This window comes from Paenibacillus sp. FSL E2-0177 (genome assembly GCF_037992975.1).
GTDB lineage: Bacteria > Bacillota > Bacilli > Paenibacillales > Paenibacillaceae > Paenibacillus_AQ > Paenibacillus_AQ odorifer.
In genome coordinates, this window is the sequence record NZ_CP150307.1 from 3,720,574 (window position 1) to 3,738,664 (window position 18,091).

Here is an 18,091-nt window from a genome sequence, read left to right on the forward strand (position 1 = left end):
AGATAGATCAGTTCTTATAAAAAGTTTTGGAAAACATGTGCACATCCGGGTGATTCTTGATAAAGATCTATCCAATGTTTTTTTCTAAATTCAAATTGGAAACGTTTCAAAAGTAATTAATTGTACACGAAAGGGAGAATACGCGTGAATTCAACAACTAACAGGGCGAATCATTCCATGATCAAACCAAAACGTAAACCATGGAGCAGGTTCAAACGCGACTACGAACTGTACCTGTTTTTACTGCCAATCATTATTCTTTACCTCGTATTTAAGTACTATCCGATGTATGGGGTGCAAATTGCATTTAAGGATTTCTCACCCAGCCAGGGGATCTGGGGAAGTGAATGGGTAGGATTTCAGCACTTTGTAGATTTCTTTAATTCCTATAACTTCTGGACAATCATCACAAACACGCTCTCACTCAGTTTTCTTTCGCTGTTATTTGGATTCCCGGCTCCAATCATCATCGCAATTATGCTGAATCAGATGCTGGGCAAGTCCTATAAGAAATTTGTACAGACTGTGATTTATGCGCCGCACTTTATCTCTACCGTAGTACTCGTTGGCATGCTTAATGTTTTTTTATCTCCAAACAGCGGAATCGTGAATCATATTATTACCTCGTTTGGCGGACAGCCTATTCTCTTCATGGCTGATGAGGGTTGGTTCCGTCCCTTGTATATCTTATCAGGAATCTGGCAGGAAACAGGCTTCGCCACGATTATCTATCTTGCTGCACTTGCGGGAGTCAATCCTGAGCTGCATGAAGCGGCCATTATGGATGGGGCGAGCAAATGGAAGCGTGTCTGGTATGTAGATATTCCCAGCATACTGCCGACGATCGTTATCTTGCTGATTCTCGCACTCGGCAACATTATGAGTATCGGTTTTGAAAAGGCTTTTTTGATGCAGAGTGATCTAAACTACGCCACCTCCAATATTATCCCTACCTATGTATATGAGATGGGGATTCAGAAAGCCCAATACAGCTTTTCTACGGCAGTCGGCCTGTTCAACTCCCTTATTAATATTATCTTGATCTTCACCGTTAACCGGATCGCTAAAAAGATGACAGAGACCAGTCTGTGGTAAGGAGGAGACGATTATGAATCAATTATTGAAGCGAAAGAGCAGAGGGGATGTATGGTTTGACATCATCAATTACATTCTGTTGACCATTATTATGCTGCTAGTATTGTACCCGTTGTATTTTGTACTGGTTGCCTCATTCAGTGACCCCAATTACATTTACTCCGGTGAGGTCTGGCTATTCCCGAAAGGCTTAACGCTGGACGGTTATGAACGGATATTCAGTGACTCCTCCATTTGGATCGGATATGGCAACTCCATTCTTTATGCAACGCTGGGAACATTAATTGGAGTAGCCGTGACAGTATTTGCAGCCTATCCGTTAGCCCGGAAGGATCTGGCCGGGAAGTCTTTGATTATGTGGTTTTTGCTGGTTACCATGTTTTTCAGCGGCGGGCTGATTCCCACCTATCTGCTGATTAAAGATCTGCACCTGCTAAATACGATGTGGGCGCTGGTCATTCCCGGGGCAGGCGGTGTCTTTAACGTCATTATTGTAAGAACCTTTTTTCAGTCATCCATACCAGACGAAATGTGGGAAGCGGCTTCAATCGACGGATGTTCTAACACCAGATTCTTCTGGAGCATCGTTCTGCCGTTGTCCAAGTCCATCCTGGCGGTAATGGTGTTATACCATGTGGTCGGCTTCTGGAACGGATTCTTCGATGCATTGATTTACCTAAATGATGAGAGCAAGTATCCGCTGCAATTAGTGCTACGCAACATCCTTGTCCAGAATCAGGTCAACTCCGGCATGATGATCGATGTGGAATCCTATGCAGCCAAGATGCGTGTGACGGAACTGATCAAATACGGGGTCATTATGGTATCCAGTCTTCCGCTGTTGATTTTGTATCCTTTCCTTCAGAAGTACTTTGTTAAAGGCGTAATGATTGGCTCCATCAAAGGATAATACTTTGACGCGGTACTTGAAAGGGGGGATGCACAGCGTATACAGAGCAATATATGAAAACAAAACAGGAGTAATTAGCTGGCGGGATGAACAAAAGGGAGGTTATCGAAAATGAGTTCTTTATTTAAAAATGCGGGGATTCTGGTATTAGCAGGAGCGTTTGCGCTGAGCGGATGTTCGGGTAACGGTAACGGGACAAACAATCAGGCGGAAAATTCCAATCAGAAAGACAATTTCAATGCAACCGGTCTTCCCGTTGTAAACAAACCAGTGTCGTTAAGAATGGTAGCCCCGAAGGCGGCCCTGGCACCAGAGTTCTCAGAGATGGAAATCTTCAAGCGGCTGGAGCAAGAAACCAACGTGAAGATTAATTGGGAGAACATTCCGGATACCGATTATACAGAAAAGAAAAACCTGCTTCTCGCAAGTGGCGATTTGCCGGATGCCTTCTATGCAGCCGGATTCACTGATTACGAGCTTATCAATTATGGTGAAGATGGAACGCTAATTCCGCTGGAGGATTTAATTGATCAATATGCGCCTAACCTGAAAGCGCTTCTGGAGCGTCGTCCTGATATCAAATCATCGATCACAGCGCCGGATGGGCATATCTACGGTCTGCCGTCCTGGGAAGAAAACAACCTTGGAACCAACCCTTTCTTTCACGTCATTAATAAAAGCTGGCTGGATAAGCTTGGCCTAAAAGTACCGGAAACGCTGGATGAATACACGGAAGCGCTGCTTGCCTTCAAAACAAAAGATCCGAACGGCAACGGCAAGCAGGATGAAATCCCGTTAAGCTTTATGCACATGCAGTGGTGCATGGATATTGCCGGACTATTCGGGGCCTTTGGTCTTCCGGATAATCTGGAACACCGTGTCGTCCGCGATGGAAAAGTCATTTTCACCGCAACTCAGCCTGAATATAAGGATGCTTTGAATTATTTCCATGAAAAATGGTATAAGCAGGGCCTGATTGATCCGGAATCCTTCACTCAGGATGCAGCACAGTATCTGGCCAAAGGTAAAACGACAGATGAGACGCTGGGATCTTATGTCTGGTGGGAAGCCGAAGAAGTTGTCGGAACCGAACGTGCCAAGGATTATGTGCTATTGTCTCCGCTTAAAGGCGCGGATAGCGAGCAGACGATTGGACGCGCTAATGGCGGCGGTCCGGGGCGCGGGTCTTTTGTCATTACCAAAGAGAACAGCAATCCAGAAATCACCATGCGTTGGATTGACCAGCAGTATGAACCTTACATGGCTGCTCAAATCCACTGGGGACCACTGGATGTCGTGTACAAGAAGGACGAAAACGGAAAACTGGTGAATTTACCGCTTCCTGAAGGAGCCTCAGCAGGTGAATTCCGACAGAAGGTTGCTCCGGGATCAGGTGCACCCGGTATCATTACTTTCGATGACTTCGGAAAAGTGGTAGATATGGAACCCCGGGCTCAGCAGCGCGCTGAGGACCTGGAGAAATACTACAATCCGTATATGGAAAAAGAAAACTATCCGAACATCTTCTTTGAGCCGAAGGAACTGGACACCATCAATAAGATTGAGCCGGAACTGATTAAATATGTAAATACCCAAAGAGGAAAATTCATTGTGGATGGCGGCGCAGATGAGGCGTGGGACAACTACATTAAAACACTGGAAAAGATGGGCCTGAATGAACTGATGGAGATCTATCAAAAAGGGCTGGATCGCTATAATGAAAATCTGAAAAAATAAATAGAAGTTAGGTGGGGAGAAACTGTGCTTGATGTCATCGCTATAGGGGAAGTATTGATAGACTTTACACCGGCAGGCAGGACGACTGGGGGGAATGATCAGTTTGAATGCAATCCGGGGGGAGCTCCGGCTAACGTAGCCGCAGCGCTATCCCGCCTGGGGGCCAGATCAGCACTGATCAGCAAAGTTGGGGAAGACCAATTCGGTTTATTGCTGCAAAATGCTCTGCGTAACAGCGGGGTAGATGTAACAGGAGTTTCGGTTACCAATGAAGCGAGTACAACGCTGGCCTTTGTCCATCTGGACGATCAGGGGGACCGGTCCTTCAGCTTCTTCCGGAAACCGGGGGCGGATACCTTCTTACACTCGCAGGATGTTCCGCTGGCGCGGATTGAAGCATGTCAGGCGCTGCATTTTGGTTCGTTGTCGATGACCCATGAACCTGCTCGCACGGCTACCAGGACGGCAGTTCTTAAGGCGAAGGAAGCAGGAGTTCTACTGTCGTTCGATCCTAACATCCGGTTTTCTTTATGGGAGAGCAAGGAAGAAGCCAGACAGAATATTTTTTGGGGCCTGAATTATGCTAATATTCTGAAAATCTCAGAAGAAGAGCTTTCTTTTATAACCGGAACTAGTGATGTTGAACAGGGTTCACAAGAGCTCCAGCAGAACTTCGATATCATGCTCATTATCGTCACTCTAGCGGAAAAAGGCTGCTATTACCGTTTGGCTGGTCAAGAGGGATATGTACCGGGCTTTAAGGTCAAGACCATTGACACAACAGGAGCCGGTGATGCTTTTCTGGGCAGTATGTTATTTAAGATTCTGGAAAGCGGAAGCTCTTTACAGGATTTGACCAAGCTGCAAATCACCAACATGCTGACCTTTGCCAATGCCGCCGGAGCGCTGGTAACTACACGAAAGGGGGCTCTTGGGTCCATGCCAACGACAGATGAGATTAACGATATGATAGAGTCCAGCAAACAATTCAATGATGAGCGGTTCAGACCGGGGTTTCATTTCACACCTCCCTCAAACTGGGCAAACGATCCCAACGGATTAGTCTATTATGAGGGAAGCTATCATCTATTCTATCAACATCATCCTTACGGTAATAAATGGGGACCAATGCACTGGGGCCATGCTGTCAGTGAAGACCTGATTCAATGGGAGCACGCGCCTATTGCTCTATTCCCGGATGAGCACGGAGCGATCTTTTCGGGATGCTGTGTAGTGGATTGGAATAACAGCAGCGGCTTATTCGAAGATTCAGATGGACTGGTCGCGATCTTTACGCATGCCGATAACCATTCGGACACGGGGCAGCCGCGCCAGCGGCAGAGCCTGGCTTACAGCAGCGATAAGGGCAAGACCTGGCATAAGTATGACGGAAATCCGGTGCTGATCGAGGAAGAACTGATAGACTTCCGGGACCCTAAGGTGTTCTGGCATCCGCAAAGTGAACGGTGGATTATGGTGATTGTCGCTGGAGATCATGCCCTGTTCTACGCATCCGAGAATTTGCGTGAATGGTCGCTGACCGGTGAATTTGGTATAAATGAAGGGTCACATGATGGCGTCTGGGAATGCCCTGATCTGTTTCAACTGCCGGTGGATGACACCGGGCGTTCAAAATGGGTGCTGATCATCAGCATCGGAGATAATCCCAATTGTCCAGAGGGATCGCGTACGCAATATTTTATTGGAGAGTTCGATGGAAAGACGTTCATCAATGACAATCCTGCGGATCATATACTGTGGCTAGACTATGGAAGAGATAATTATGCGGGAGTTACCTGGTCCGATATTCCGGAGCAGGATGGACGCCGCGTAATCATCGGATGGATGAGCAACTGGAAATATGCCAACGAGACGCCTACCGGCTCCTGGAGAGGTGCAATGACTTTGCCCCGCGCCTTGTCCCTGACTAGTAAGAACGGAAGTGTCGTGCTGAGCCAAATGCCTGTCCGGGAAATAGAGCAGCTGCGTAATGAATCTATGAGCTGGAACGATGTCACAGTTACGCCGAAGACTCCTTTTATACAGCAGACGAATAGTGATCTGTTAGAAATTAAAGGAGAGATTGATATCAAATCCGGGGACGAGATATGTATCCATCTGCAATCTGGCGGACAGCAGAGCGAAATTATTATCGGATATGACCCTGCTAAGGAATGGCTGTTTACCGACCGTTCAGAAAGTGGTCTGACTGATTTCCACCCGGCGTTCGCAAGCCGTCACGGTGCCAGCCTGGCCGCTACGAACGGTAAGCTTAAGCTGCACATCTGGCTGGATCGCAATGCAGTTGAAGTTTATGCGGCTAATGGTCTGGTTGTGTTAACCGATCAGATTTTCCCGGATGCTCCGATTGAGAATATTCAGATAAGTACACAATCAGGACAGGTTGTCCTGAACTCGCTTCAAATCCATACGCTGAAGTCCATACAGATTCCGAGTGTTAGCACAGGGCAGTCTTCAGGGAGGAATGAGGCATGAGTAGCCAAGTCGGTAACCGGGGACTAATGATGCATTGGGCTTTTGATGAAGGGACCGGAGCGAGCGCTATGGAGAGCGTCACTAAGACGGTAGATGAGATTCATTATGTATTCAACAACGCAGAGTTTACCGACCCTTGTACTCCGCTGTGGAGACAGGGGGTAACAGGAAGTGGTCTCCTCTTCGATGGTTACTCAACATATATTGCTCATTCTGTCCACGGAGAAGAGTGTAACGGAGAGCCGGAATTTCTATCGGCTCTCAGCATTGGGGTTTGGGTTGCCCCGCGAACCTATGAGTGGGGAAATGAAGGCAAACTGGCTGCCATAGTGAACCGCTACAATAACAAGGCTAAGCAGGGATATCTGCTTGGCATGTTCCGTCACGGCTCCTGGTCCTTCCAAATCGGGCTTGAGGGAGGAGAATGGAAGGAAATCTGGTCGCCGGACGGCTATGAACTTCCTAAGAATGAGTGGTCTTATGTGAACGCTGTATTCGATGGAGAAGAGGGTGAAATCAAGCTGTTCCTGAACGGCACCGAAATCATATCGGCAGCGGTGCCCCGCGGTTCCCGCCTGGCTGAGGCGTTGGACACGGATCTGTTCATCGGCAGGAATAATCACAGCAGCAGGCTTGCCGAAGTGTTCAGCCTTCATATGTTCAGCGGGATCATGGATGAGTTGAAGATTTATAACCGTGCCCTAAGTAATGAGGACGTAGCAGCTTTTTATCAGGAAGTGTTGGATTCCGCACATGGAGGCGTCCGGCCGCAATTGAGATATGACGACATCAAGCTGGATCGTACACCTCTGCTTACGGATCGGCACAGACCGCAGTATCATGTCAGCCCGCCGGCACATTGGATGAACGAGCCTCATGCGCCAATTTATTTTGAAGGGCAGTATCATTTGTTCTATCAGCACAATCCGCAAGGACCGTACTTTCATCATATCCATTGGGGACATTGGGTGAGTGAAGATCTGGTGCATTGGCGTGATCTTCCTGTAGCGCTGGCACCTGAGAAGGATCAGCTCGCACCGGACGGGATATGGTCTGGAAGTGCAACCTATGATGCAGAGGGACTGCCAGTGCTGTTCTTTACGGCAGGCAATGATAGTGCTTCACCGAATCAGAGCGTCGCGCTTGCCCGTAGCACTTATCCGCAGGATGGAGACCCGGATCTCATTACGTGGATTAAACACCCGGTGCCGCTCATCGTGCAGCAGAAGGGAATGGGTGCATTCGGAGATTTTCGGGACCCGTTTGTGTGGAAGGATGAGAACGGCTGGTATGCCCTGGTCGGGTCAGGGATTGAAGGCGAAGGCGGGGCAGCGCTGGCATTTACCTCGCAGGATATGCTGAATTGGACATACAAAGGGCCTTTCCATCAGGCGGATATTCAGAAGTACCCTTATCTTGGACCCATTTGGGAGTTGCCTGTACTTCTTCCCTTAGGCACTGACAACAAGGGGGAAAACAAGCATCTTCTGCTGGTTAGTCCTGTAGGAAAGGGTGCCGATGTTGAGGTATTCTATTGGATCGGGCAGCTGGATCAAGACAATCTTTCATTTATCCCGGATCTAGAAGAACCGCAATTGATAGATGTCGGTGATTTCCATTTTACCGGTCCGAGCGGCATGGTTGATCCGAAGACTGGTCGAAATATCGTCTTTACGATTGCACAGGGTGATCGTACTTCTAAATTGGAATACCAGTCAGGCTGGGCTCATAACGGCGGCTTGCCGCTAAACGTCTATTTGCGGGAGGATGGGCGGCTCGGAGTCGAGCCGGTTCAGGAGCTAGAGTCGCTGCGCGGTGGGAAACGATTATCGCTCCGGGACACGTCATTGGCTGAGGTAAATGTACAGTTGAGGGATGTTCAAGGCGACATGCTTGAGATTCAATTGGAACTGGATCGAGGCAGTGCCACACAACTCGGAATCAAGGTCCGGTGTACACCGGATGGAGAAGAGGAAACGTTGCTGTATTATGATTTTAATGAAGCTAAGTTCCTTGTCGACCGTACGAAAACGACACTGCATCTAGGTGAAAAGTGTAGTGGGGTTCAAGGAGGGAAGCTGGAATTGTTAGGAGAGAATCTGAAGCTGCATATCTATTTGGATCGCTCTATGGTCGAAGCCTATGCCAACGGTTTGAAAAGCCTGACGACCCGGGTTTATCCCAGCCGTAAGGATGCATTAGGACTTGAGCTCTGGGGAGATGGTAAGTCATTGGTGAAGTCCATGGAAATATGGGATATGAAGTCTATTTGGTAACGCGGGGCGCCCAGGCGCTCCTTACCCCATGAAGAAAAAAAACGCCTCAAATAAGTAAATCGCTATTAAAGAAATTCGCACAACATTGTCATGGTAGTACGCAAAACGAATTGGGTATCTGAACTTCATGCAATTAATAAAGGGACTGCTACCTTGACTGTCAATATTGGAGATAAGTTTGAACCTTATGTATTCACTGTTCAAGTAGTGGATGATTATACAGTCATTTCTGAACCAACAAAGCCGGTAGTTGTAAAGGAACTTACACACGAAGAAATCATGATGCAGGAGATGGTAGATTACACTGAACAGTTGAAGCCGCTAGTAAACAATGAAGAGAAAGCTATAACTGCATTACATCAAAATAGAGGCCCAAACAATTCAACAAGAAAAACATTCTTCCTGTCTTTAAACAATACTGTAGTGCCCAACTATACTAAGTTTGTATCCGGGTAAAAAACCTCAAGCCCAATAATGCTGAGTTAAAAGAAATACATAACTACTATCTGGCAGGGGCAAAACTCCAGCTGGAAGGGTTCATTATAATGCGGGACAGCCTGAAGACGACCAAAATTAATTATTCCAAATTCGAAACGGGTAACAAGAAGGTTATAGAAGGTGCTAAGCAATTGGATAAGATGTCGGTGCTTCTTGACAAGTATGAAAGTAAATACTTCAAGTAAATACTTCAAATAAATAGTTTAATAAAAAGAACCCAAAGTACTTTAAGGGTTCTTTTTTAACGGTTGACACGAACTTTGTTACATTCCCAATATGATTTCATCTACTGCAGAAAGTTAAAAGATGCCATTGTTCATAAGCTGACGGGCAGGCAATATGGCACTATTTAGGAGGAACTGAGATGTCTAACCCCATATTTGTTCATTCATGGAGGGACTTATGAAGCTGTTGATCGTAGAGGACGATATTGGAATATCGCACACAATTGCAAGAGTTATGCAGGATGAAGGGCATAAGGTTACGGAGTGTCATAACGGAGAAGAGGGCTTGCATCACGCATTGTACGGCGAGTTCGATTAAATTATTTTGGATATTATGCTGCCTAAGGTTGATGGAATTACGTTCATCCAAGAGCTGAGGAAGCAAAGAGTGGATACCCCGATTCTTTGTCTGACGGCAAAAGACGGATTGAACGACCGGGTAAAGGGGTTAACGATCGGAGCGGACGATTATGTGGTGAAGCCATTCGAAATTCCAGAGCTGATTGTCAGAGTTAAAGTGCTGTTGCGCCGTTATGGCAAGGTTAATTAAGAAGAGCAGATTAGCTACGGCCCGATTGCTATTCAAGTTCGAAATCGAACAATAACGGTCACAGGAGAAGAGCTGACTTTAACAGAAAAGGAATATGAGCTGCTTGAGTACCTGCTCATGAATAAAGAGCAGATCGTGACGAAAGAGCAAATCTATAACCGAATTTGGGGACTGGATTCAGAAGCGGGAATTGGCATCGTCGAGCTCTATGTCCATTATCTTCGAAAGAAGCTGTCTTAAACAGCAGTTTGTCGGATGCCACGCCCTACTTGTCCGATTGGTTTGAAGAGGAGCTTATCCCGGACCATCCCGTGGATGTGCGGGCGTATTCGGCTCTTTTCGCATCGGCAGGTGGAATGTATATCCCCTTATCTATAGATGGTGATAGGAGCGGGAGATTTGTCATTCCACTCGAAAATCCGACCTCCGAAGAAATAGTTAAATTGCTTGCCTTGCATGAGGGTATTCCAGGACATCACTTTCAATTCTCGATTCAATATGATCAACCATCCATTCCATTAATCCGCAAAATAACGATGACGGCTGGATACGTAGAGGAATGGGCGGTCTATATGGAAAGCTTATGCGCGGAGAAGGGGTTGCTTGATCGGAATATGGTACTAAACCGTTTGCTGGGCAATTCCATGGGTACCGTGATAGATACAGGTATCCATGGGCTGAAGTGGACAAGAGAACAAGCTAATGAGTATCTGGTTAGTGTTACCGGAACGGGGAACGATGCTTTGATCGACAGTGTCATTGCCTATCCTGAACTTAACGAAAACTATGCGATCGGATCGGAGCAATTCCAATCCCTTCGGGAGAAGGCGGAAAGCGAACTCGGGGATCGCTTCGATATCAAGGCATTTCATTCCGTTCTTCTTCGAAACGGGAATATGCCATTTCCAATATTGGAGCAGCAAGTGAATCAATACATCAAATCCGCCAAATAAAAGGAGAGCAAACCCCGGTATGATTAAACGCACGTTAGTACGAATGACGATATGGAACAGCACGGTCGTATTTTGCTTGCTCGTCACACTGGGGAGAGCGTTATATGGGTTGGCACATTATCGGATCTATTCCGATATTGACCGTCATCTGGTGTTTAATAATGACCACATGCAACAAATTTCTCTAAGTAACGGGGAGCAAGTACTTAACATTGATTCGAAGGAACTGGAACGTTTATGATGTCATTTTATTGGGATTCCAACGATGCATTGATTCAAAGCGTATATTATAAAGTACCATATATCGAATTGAGTTCGATGCTTCGGGAAAAACAAAACCACATACGGCCCGAGTCGATACTCGTGGGTAAGAAAACCTATCGATTCGTGAGCAGACCCTATCAGGGGAAATTGCCAATAGTCGAGAAACTGTCGAACATTCCTTTGAAAACAATTCAGATATTTACGGAAATTTCCGCCGAGGTGTATTATTTGAACCGGTTATTATGGTGTATTAGTATTGGAATCGGTGTCGGCGCGTTATTATCTATCATCGCAGGTTACTCTTTGGCTAGACGGGCGCTCATACCAATTCAGAAGGCTTGGGATAAGCAGCAGCAATTCGTTGCAGATGCCTCTCACGAGTTGAGAAGTCCGCCCTCGGTCGTCCGAGGGCAAACACAAATATTGTTACGCCATCCCGATCATACGATCGAGGAAGAAAGTGCTCCAATTTCAGCCATTCTGAAAGAAACCAAAAGAATGAGCAACATGGTAGACGGCCTACTTCTTCTGGCAAGAGGCGATTCACATGAGGAAGTTATCTCATGCAAACCTGTGTGAATTGACGAGATCATTAAAGAGATCGCCAAAAAAATGGAGCCAATAATGGATTACAAGCAGTTGCGGGTACAGCTTCATGTCGAAGGCTCGGAATTGCTCATGAATGGAGATGAGAATCGTCTCATACAGTTGTTCATGATTTTGTTGGACAATGCCATTAAATATACGCAGGCGGATGGGCAAATCGATCTTGAGTGTCTTAGGCAGGGGAAATCAGTTCTTGTAACCGTCAAGGATAACGGAGTGGGTATTTCGGAACATGAATTACCACTCGTATTTAATCGCTTTTATAAGGGAGATTCCTCTAGAAGTAGAGGGGATCACTGAGCAGGTTTAGGGCTATCGATCGCACGTTGGATCGTCAATCAACATCAAGGTACTGTCCACATTAGCAACGGGGTAGGGTGTGGTACGACAGTTATGATTCGTTTTCCGCTGATTAGTTAAAAAATAATAGTACTCTTCAAAAGAGACTTACAATTGTTGTCGGGACTTTTGGGGATATCTATAGAACGCAGCAAAGATCGCAAGGCTCTAATTAATGATGTGGTTATTGCTCGGAACTCGGAAGAGGAAGTGATAAATAGATCAAATAATATAAACTTCTAGATTGTGAGACAATCCTGTCGAGGGACAAGAACATGATCCCATTGAAGTCGCTATTATAGCGGCTTTTTTGTTTTATCGGTACAAGTTCTTGTCCCAAGCCAAGGACAAGAACTTGTACCGATTACCGGAATGGACAAGAATATAGCCCGATTACAGATTAGATGTATATCTAAGTAGATTATGAGTCTCTATTGAGTGGCTACCACACTAAAGGTTGGATTATGACAGAAAGTGCGGAGAACCGCATCACAGATAGAGGTGAGTTCTCTGAAGCAAAAGTCGCTCTAAAAATACGGTGATAATCAATAAACCCTGATGGTTCTTCATTTCTACAAAGAACGTAAATAAACGAATACGAGGGAGTCTCATATTGGGAGATCTCTCGTATTCGTCTTTTTAATCGGCATACTTGTTTATAATCGTATGAGCAGCCTCATCCGCTATTTGAAAAGCCTGCTCTCGTGAAATACTGAAATCAAGCAGCAACATTTTTGGCCATAGCACCTGCCCGGAAATGAGACTCATAAATTCGTTGGCCGTTTTTGATGCATGCGGCAGATTTATATTACCCAATTGAACTTCATCTACTAAATATTGCGTCAATTTCTGATGCACGGCGCCTTCGCCCAGTTCATAATGAAAAAGACTGAGCTCGGGGAACTGCTTGGCTTCTGCAATGACGACCCGGAATAAAGGAGCCATTCCATCACGAGTCAGCACGCATGCGTAGTCTCGTCCGAACTTTATTAATCCTTGCAGGGGAGAGCCGAGCTCCGGTGGAAAGTCCCATTCGGGATCAAGCTCCCAAAAATGCTTGACGATGGTTTCAAAAATCAATTCCTTCGTCGGGAAATGATTGAAAAGTGTACCTGTAGAGAGACCAGCAAGTTTTGCAATCTGAGCTAAAGTAGTCCGCGCATACCCTTTTTCAAAAAACAGTTCTTGTGCAGCGGCAATCGCGCACGCCCTTTTTTCTTCCTTTATACGTTCATGGTAAGTTGATTTAGTTCCCATAATTCCACTCCAAAGTTGGATTTAAGTCTTATCAGAGGGATAGCACCCTCCTCACTACTATACAACAGTTGATCGTGTTCTAAAAGAAAAAGCTGCCTAAGCACCCTCGGAGGGCTTAAGCAGCAATAGGGCTAACCTATTAGAGAATCGTTTGAGCGCCATCCAGAACCAAGTCAACGCCAATGGTGAAGCGTGACTCATCCGAAGCCAGATAAACAACAGCTTTGGCAATCTCTTCGGCAGTACCCATGCGTCCAGCCGGAATCCCGTCACGAATGCGGTTAATAACCATCTCACGAATTTCGTCAGACACGCCTAGCTTGTTCTTATCGTAAAGCGGGGTATCAATCGGTCCAGGACTCACAGTATTGAAGCGAATTCCGTGAGACGATAATAAGTCGGAATTCCAGGCTTTGGTCAGAGTGGAAATGGCGCCTTTAGTAGCCGCATAAGCATTGGAATGTGCATATCCAGCATGAGAACTGCTCGATCCCATTAAAACGATAGAGGATGGGTTCGCCATCACTGGAGTTAATGCCTGCATTAAGAAAAATGGAGCTTTTACGTTGATGGCAAACAAGCGGTCAAAGGCTTCTTCATCGATTTGCTCGAATGGACGCCAGTCAGATACGCCTGCGTTTAAAAAGGCAATATCCAGTTTGCCAAAATGTTGTTCAACTCGATCAGCCAGTTGACGTTGAGCATTGAGGTCTCGGGAATCTGCCTGAAGCACAAGGACTTGATTTCCAAGTTCCTTTTGCGTTTTTTCTACATTTGCCGGAGTTACTCCGGTGACAATCAATTCAGCACCTTCAGCCAGAAATTGTTTGGCTGTCTCCAAGCCAATTCCGCTGGTGCCACCCGTAATAAGTGCTCGTTTACCATTAAGTCTAGTCATGTTAAAACCTCCATCGCAAGATACTTACAAGGACAAATATAAGCGAACAATAATGCAAAGTCAAGTAACTCAACTTTATTTATTTTTTCTTATGTGATAAGATCATTTTGAGCACAAGAGACTGTGAATACAGAATTAAAGAAGTTTTTTATTCGTTTAGAGAAAGTGAAAGATGACACTGACAAATGAGGGAGGAGTAGTCCTGATGGGACATCAGCTAAATAGGTTCAATGTCTGAAGATCGTTATCAAGTAAGAGAAGCCGGGAGGGCTTCCACTGTCTAAATTAGATACAAATAATCGTACAGAAGAGTATTTGTATCTATAGGAAATTGACTCCCATTTGCGATTGAAGTCACGAAAACCAATCGTTTTGTTTCAGAGAATAGAAGAAGGTTGATATGGTTTTGAACTCTTATGCAACTCTTTTTGGCAATGTTGGGCTATATCATGACTATTAATGTCTCTATGGAAGGTGAGTATACATTGAAAACAATGGTTATTATCGGTGCAGGACCAGGTCTGGGATTCTCGCTGGCCAAGACTTTTGGAAAAAACGGTTTCCGTATCGCCCTAGTTTCAAGAACACAGGAGAAATTGGACAAATATGCAGAGCAGCTTGGTGAGATGGGAATTGAAGCTCAGGGTTTTGCTGCCGATATCACTAACAAAATGCAACTTATGAGAGCTTTTCAAGAAATTAAGAATACGTTCGGTACAATCGATGTCTTGGAGTTTAGCCCGCATAGTGGAAATGTTACTACAACATCTGTTCTGGAAACGACTGATGAGAGCGCACTTCAATTTTTTAACAATGTTGTCATCGGAGCTATTAATACAGCTAGACAAGTCTTTCCAGAAATGATTGAACGGGGTGAAGGAGCACTTCTTTTCACAAGCGATCTTTCCGCAATGAGTCCAAGCTCGATGTTTGGAAATTCGGGTATCGCCATGTCTGGACTCCGAAACTATATTCTTAGTTTACACGAGCGTTTGCTTCCTCTTGGAGTATTTGTGGGCCATTTATCCATTAGTCCTTTAATCAAACAGGGTACAAGTTTTGATCCTGATCAAGTGGCTGAGGCTTGGTACAATCTGTATGATAAAAGAACAGAGGTAGAGGATACTTTTCCTAAAGGAATCATGCAATTTATCAAAAAATAAATAATTGCTAAGGTCTTTAAAAGCGATACTTTGAATTTTGTAACCCCGGCCAAAGCGACTTTATCAAAAGCGTGCCATTCACAGCTTTCCCTATTTAGTGGATCAAAAAAGCGTTAATCTCCTTCTCCTTGCTCGTTTTCCATGATAGTTGCCTGCTTTCGGTATACGGCAAATGAATATGAAATTCCCCCGAGGCACTGAATATAGGGTGCTTGCCGAAATTCGCATCCGTACGGACTTGACGTTCAGATATAGCTTATAGTCGATAGATTGAATTTCAAACGCTTCTAACGTATACTCCGAATACGCCGTAGTAAATACAATTCGCGCTTGAGGCATGATCGTCCGAATTTTTCTTGCCGCCGAGGTCCCCCTCAAACCTAGCATCTGAATATCCCAAAAAACGGTGCCAGCAGGCGTTGTCCGGAGAGGCTCAATCGCTCGAATCCGATCCATATACCGCCCAACTACCATCAGATCCCCGATCTTCACCTGTTGTATTTTAATGATTTGGATAAGAAATATCCGAAAATCATCAAAGAGCTCGAAGATTAAAAAAACAAGCTGACGTATAAGTAATGAAATCATCCCATAATAGACAGGAAGTAATCTGTCTATTATACGGAACATCTTATGAGTGACATGAGGAAAGACTATAATAAACCGCCAAAAGGTTGAATATAAAATGTAGTACGAGAAATGATGTCGGACGACAATAACAACAGAAGTCGCATAGTTGGTCATACACACCCAATCAAGAAGACAAACTTAAAAAGTCCCTTTTAAACAGCAACCGTTTCTCGGTATTAAAGCTGGGGAACGGTTGCTTAATTTTCTTAGAGATCTATTCTGGTTATAAAAAGAAACCAAGGATAGCCTTGATCTGAAGGAGAAACGGGAATTTCATACAGGAGAATTCAAAGGTATCAGGACAGCAAATCTTGATGCCTTTTTGTTTTATATACAGGTCAAAAATGAAGTTAGCGAGTCAAATTATATAGGTAACTAATAAAACAGAAGCGTGCTCACTCAATCTACGACATGTAATTTTCGTATTACGCAGCTCGTCAGCTAAAAGCACTGGATGTTCTGACGCATTACATATAACTGGAGCTGCACTCCAACGTTTTACTAGTTAGAGTGCAGCTCCATGAAAATGAGTGTTTTCAATTACTCTACGATAGGAAGATCTGCGGTATTCATCGGAACTGGTTCAGTACATGCTGGTTTTCCCGCCATAGCTTCCGATTCAAACGACTTGAGAGACCGAACAACTCAAGCGTAAAGTGGAAATGGGGGCCTTTGCGTCAGCATTTTCTATATTAACGCTGGTACTGATCTCATGGAATGCACGAAAGGAGAAGGTCCAGGAGACTGAACGAATCTCCAAATTGTCCGCACGGTATTATCGGCTTGCTCTGGACAAAGGTGAGACTATATTGCATTGGATAAGGAAGTGGAGCTTCTTCATCATTACCTGAATATCGAATGCTCCCGCATCGTGATTCAACTAGATTATGACATCCAAATTAAGGTTCTACAGGTGATTATCGAGTCATCCCCAACATACTTCAGGTACCGGAGCACAGTATTCAATGAAAAAGCAATTTGTATTTAATCCGAATTGCTTTTTTACTGCGAGAATGGGGAGGGATCTTATAAAAATAACAGAACGAAAATCGAGCTATATCTAAGGAACCCTTAGCATCGCAGGATTATATTGGTCATCCATTTAAAATCAGAGAACTTAAAGCTACAAAAGTCAGTTGATAAATATGTAAAAAGATTAAGTTTTTAAAACCCGTTAATTTTTCATCTTTTGAAAATTAACGGGTTTTTATTTATAATAAAGAAGCATTTTTAGTATGAAGGGAAGAACACCGTAAATCGTCAATGGGTACAAGTTCTTGTCCTCAGACAAATCCATAAGAACTATGTATAATCTAAGTAGAACGCATCTTAGTGACATATGTACAAAATACGGGTTTTGTGAGGAAGTAGTGTATAAATTAATGGAAGCAACCAATTAGTTCCATAATATTACTAATTAGCTATCCATAACTGATATCTTGGCAATGTTCAAAACTGTTCAAAATAACTGCCCTTTCCTAAGCAATTGATTCTTATTTAGTAATCGTATTATCTAAAACGAGTATTAAGCTTTAAAGCTCATCAAGTCACGCATTATTGTTTGCATTAGATTACATAACTCTCAATTATATAAAAAGTTATTTATTACCATTATTTAACTTTTAGAATCATCCTCATACATGTTCATCTTTAAACCTTCAATTTCAAAGTAACTCTTCAGCTAACCTTAATTGTCTCTCACGTTCTTTAGTAGCTGCCTCTGCAACTGAAGAATGATCTGATATGTAATTCACCAGTTTTACTGCATAGTCACTGCAAACCATAGCGTGTCCTCGCATATGTCCAGTTGCAATGGCTTGTGCAAAAGAACGGGCAGCATACTTACTAGCCTCGGTTGTGGACTCTTTGGCTAATTCATTGACAATAAATCCAACTTTTCTTAAGTCAAAGGCTCTAATCTCACCAGTTATACGCTTTTCTAGCGTTTCTATACCTAAATCAATCCGCGGGTCATTTACAAGCTGCTGGACCAGATGATCCAGGTGCTCAACTGCTACTTTCAAAGCCCATTTGGCCAGAAACTTCTGCGGCAGCTCTTCAAGCGTTTCTTCAAGCCGATTTCTTAATTCATGGTTATCTACAATCTTTATCTTTGGACTAGTATAAGTAAACATGTTAGTTTCTCTTAATTGCTGTTCATGTTTATTCCATGCATATTCCTCAATATTCAACGA

18 protein-coding genes and 1 pseudogene are annotated in these 18,091 nt (G+C 44.4%); 15 read left to right on the forward strand and 4 right to left on the reverse strand.

Translation table 11 applies throughout. The annotated features are described in order from the left end of the window. The first annotated feature begins 177 nt into the window (after positions 1 to 177). The 14 genes and pseudogenes from MHI25_RS16550 (at position 178) to MHI25_RS16615 (ending at position 12,029) form a co-directional block, all read left to right on the forward strand. Complete coding sequence (locus MHI25_RS16550; protein WP_175617341.1) at positions 178 to 1,095, forward strand: ABC transporter permease subunit; 918 nt, start codon at positions 178 to 180, stop codon at positions 1,093 to 1,095. Between the two features lie 13 nt (positions 1,096 to 1,108). Then, a complete protein-coding gene (locus MHI25_RS16555; RefSeq protein ID WP_076184861.1) occupies positions 1,109 to 2,005 on the forward strand; it encodes a carbohydrate ABC transporter permease in 897 nt (298 codons plus the stop codon). A gap of 111 nt (positions 2,006 to 2,116) precedes the next feature. After that, positions 2,117 to 3,742, forward strand: coding sequence for an ABC transporter substrate-binding protein (locus MHI25_RS16560; RefSeq protein ID WP_340393698.1), 1,626 nt, complete (start codon positions 2,117 to 2,119; stop codon positions 3,740 to 3,742). Positions 3,743 to 3,766: 24 nt separating this feature from the next. After that, entirely contained in the window at positions 3,767 to 6,238 is a 2,472-nt protein-coding gene (locus tag MHI25_RS16565) for a PfkB family carbohydrate kinase (protein ID WP_340393699.1), read from the forward strand. Then, positions 6,235 to 8,514, forward strand: coding sequence for a GH32 C-terminal domain-containing protein (locus MHI25_RS16570; protein WP_340393701.1), 2,280 nt, complete (start codon positions 6,235 to 6,237; stop codon positions 8,512 to 8,514). Before MHI25_RS16565 ends, MHI25_RS16570 begins: the two co-directional genes overlap by 4 nt. Before the next feature lie 90 nt (positions 8,515 to 8,604). Further along, positions 8,605 to 8,970, forward strand: a complete 366-nt coding sequence (locus MHI25_RS16575; protein WP_340393703.1) for a hypothetical protein — start codon at positions 8,605 to 8,607, stop codon at positions 8,968 to 8,970. A gap of 89 nt (positions 8,971 to 9,059) precedes the next feature. Next, positions 9,060 to 9,197, forward strand: a complete 138-nt coding sequence (locus MHI25_RS16580) for a hypothetical protein (protein WP_340393704.1) — start codon at positions 9,060 to 9,062, stop codon at positions 9,195 to 9,197. 217 nt (positions 9,198 to 9,414) lie between these two features. Next, a complete protein-coding gene (locus MHI25_RS16585) occupies positions 9,415 to 9,555 on the forward strand; it encodes a hypothetical protein (RefSeq protein WP_340393705.1) in 141 nt (46 codons plus the stop codon). A gap of 6 nt (positions 9,556 to 9,561) precedes the next feature. Further along, positions 9,562 to 9,786 (forward strand): response regulator, encoded by a 225-nt coding sequence (locus MHI25_RS16590; protein WP_340393707.1) that lies wholly within the window; start codon positions 9,562 to 9,564, stop codon positions 9,784 to 9,786. A gap of 72 nt (positions 9,787 to 9,858) precedes the next feature. After that, positions 9,859 to 10,026 carry a winged helix-turn-helix domain-containing protein gene (locus tag MHI25_RS16595; protein ID WP_340395688.1) on the forward strand — a complete coding sequence of 56 codons (168 nt, stop codon included), beginning with the start codon at positions 9,859 to 9,861 and terminating at the stop codon, positions 10,024 to 10,026. Positions 10,027 to 10,034: 8 nt separating this feature from the next. After that, positions 10,035 to 10,739 (forward strand): DUF885 family protein, encoded by a 705-nt coding sequence (locus MHI25_RS16600; protein WP_340393709.1) that lies wholly within the window; start codon positions 10,035 to 10,037, stop codon positions 10,737 to 10,739. Between the two features lie 19 nt (positions 10,740 to 10,758). Further along, positions 10,759 to 10,980: a hypothetical protein gene (locus MHI25_RS16605; protein WP_340393711.1), complete on the forward strand. Its 222-nt coding sequence runs from the start codon at positions 10,759 to 10,761 to the stop codon at positions 10,978 to 10,980. A gap of 203 nt (positions 10,981 to 11,183) precedes the next feature. Next, on the forward strand, positions 11,184 to 11,582 hold the full coding sequence (locus MHI25_RS16610) for a histidine kinase dimerization/phospho-acceptor domain-containing protein (RefSeq protein WP_340393713.1): 399 nt from the start codon (positions 11,184 to 11,186) through the stop codon (positions 11,580 to 11,582). Between the two features lie 99 nt (positions 11,583 to 11,681). Continuing rightward, positions 11,682 to 12,029, forward strand: a pseudogene (locus MHI25_RS16615) (ATP-binding protein). Between the two features lie 558 nt (positions 12,030 to 12,587). Here MHI25_RS16615 and MHI25_RS16620 read toward each other — a convergent pair. Further along, positions 12,588 to 13,205 carry a TetR/AcrR family transcriptional regulator gene (locus MHI25_RS16620; protein ID WP_076302995.1) on the reverse strand — a complete coding sequence of 206 codons (618 nt, stop codon included), beginning with the start codon at positions 13,203 to 13,205 and terminating at the stop codon, positions 12,588 to 12,590. Positions 13,206 to 13,344: 139 nt separating this feature from the next. Continuing rightward, entirely contained in the window at positions 13,345 to 14,103 is a 759-nt protein-coding gene (locus MHI25_RS16625; RefSeq protein WP_076302996.1) for an SDR family oxidoreductase, read from the reverse strand. 449 nt (positions 14,104 to 14,552) lie between these two features. On the opposite strand from MHI25_RS16625, the gene MHI25_RS16630 reads away from it, so the two are divergent. Then, on the forward strand, positions 14,553 to 15,266 hold the full coding sequence (locus tag MHI25_RS16630; RefSeq protein ID WP_339281062.1) for an SDR family NAD(P)-dependent oxidoreductase: 714 nt from the start codon (positions 14,553 to 14,555) through the stop codon (positions 15,264 to 15,266). 102 nt (positions 15,267 to 15,368) lie between these two features. Here MHI25_RS16630 and MHI25_RS16635 read toward each other — a convergent pair whose 3' ends face one another. Both MHI25_RS16635 and MHI25_RS16640 read right to left on the reverse strand, forming a co-directional pair. After that, entirely contained in the window at positions 15,369 to 15,854 is a 486-nt protein-coding gene (locus tag MHI25_RS16635) for a hypothetical protein (protein WP_340393716.1), read from the reverse strand. A gap of 1,706 nt (positions 15,855 to 17,560) precedes the next feature. Then, complete coding sequence (locus MHI25_RS16640) at positions 17,561 to 18,088, reverse strand: putative immunity protein (RefSeq protein ID WP_340391790.1); 528 nt, start codon at positions 18,086 to 18,088, stop codon at positions 17,561 to 17,563. Positions 18,089 to 18,091 lie beyond the last annotated feature (3 nt).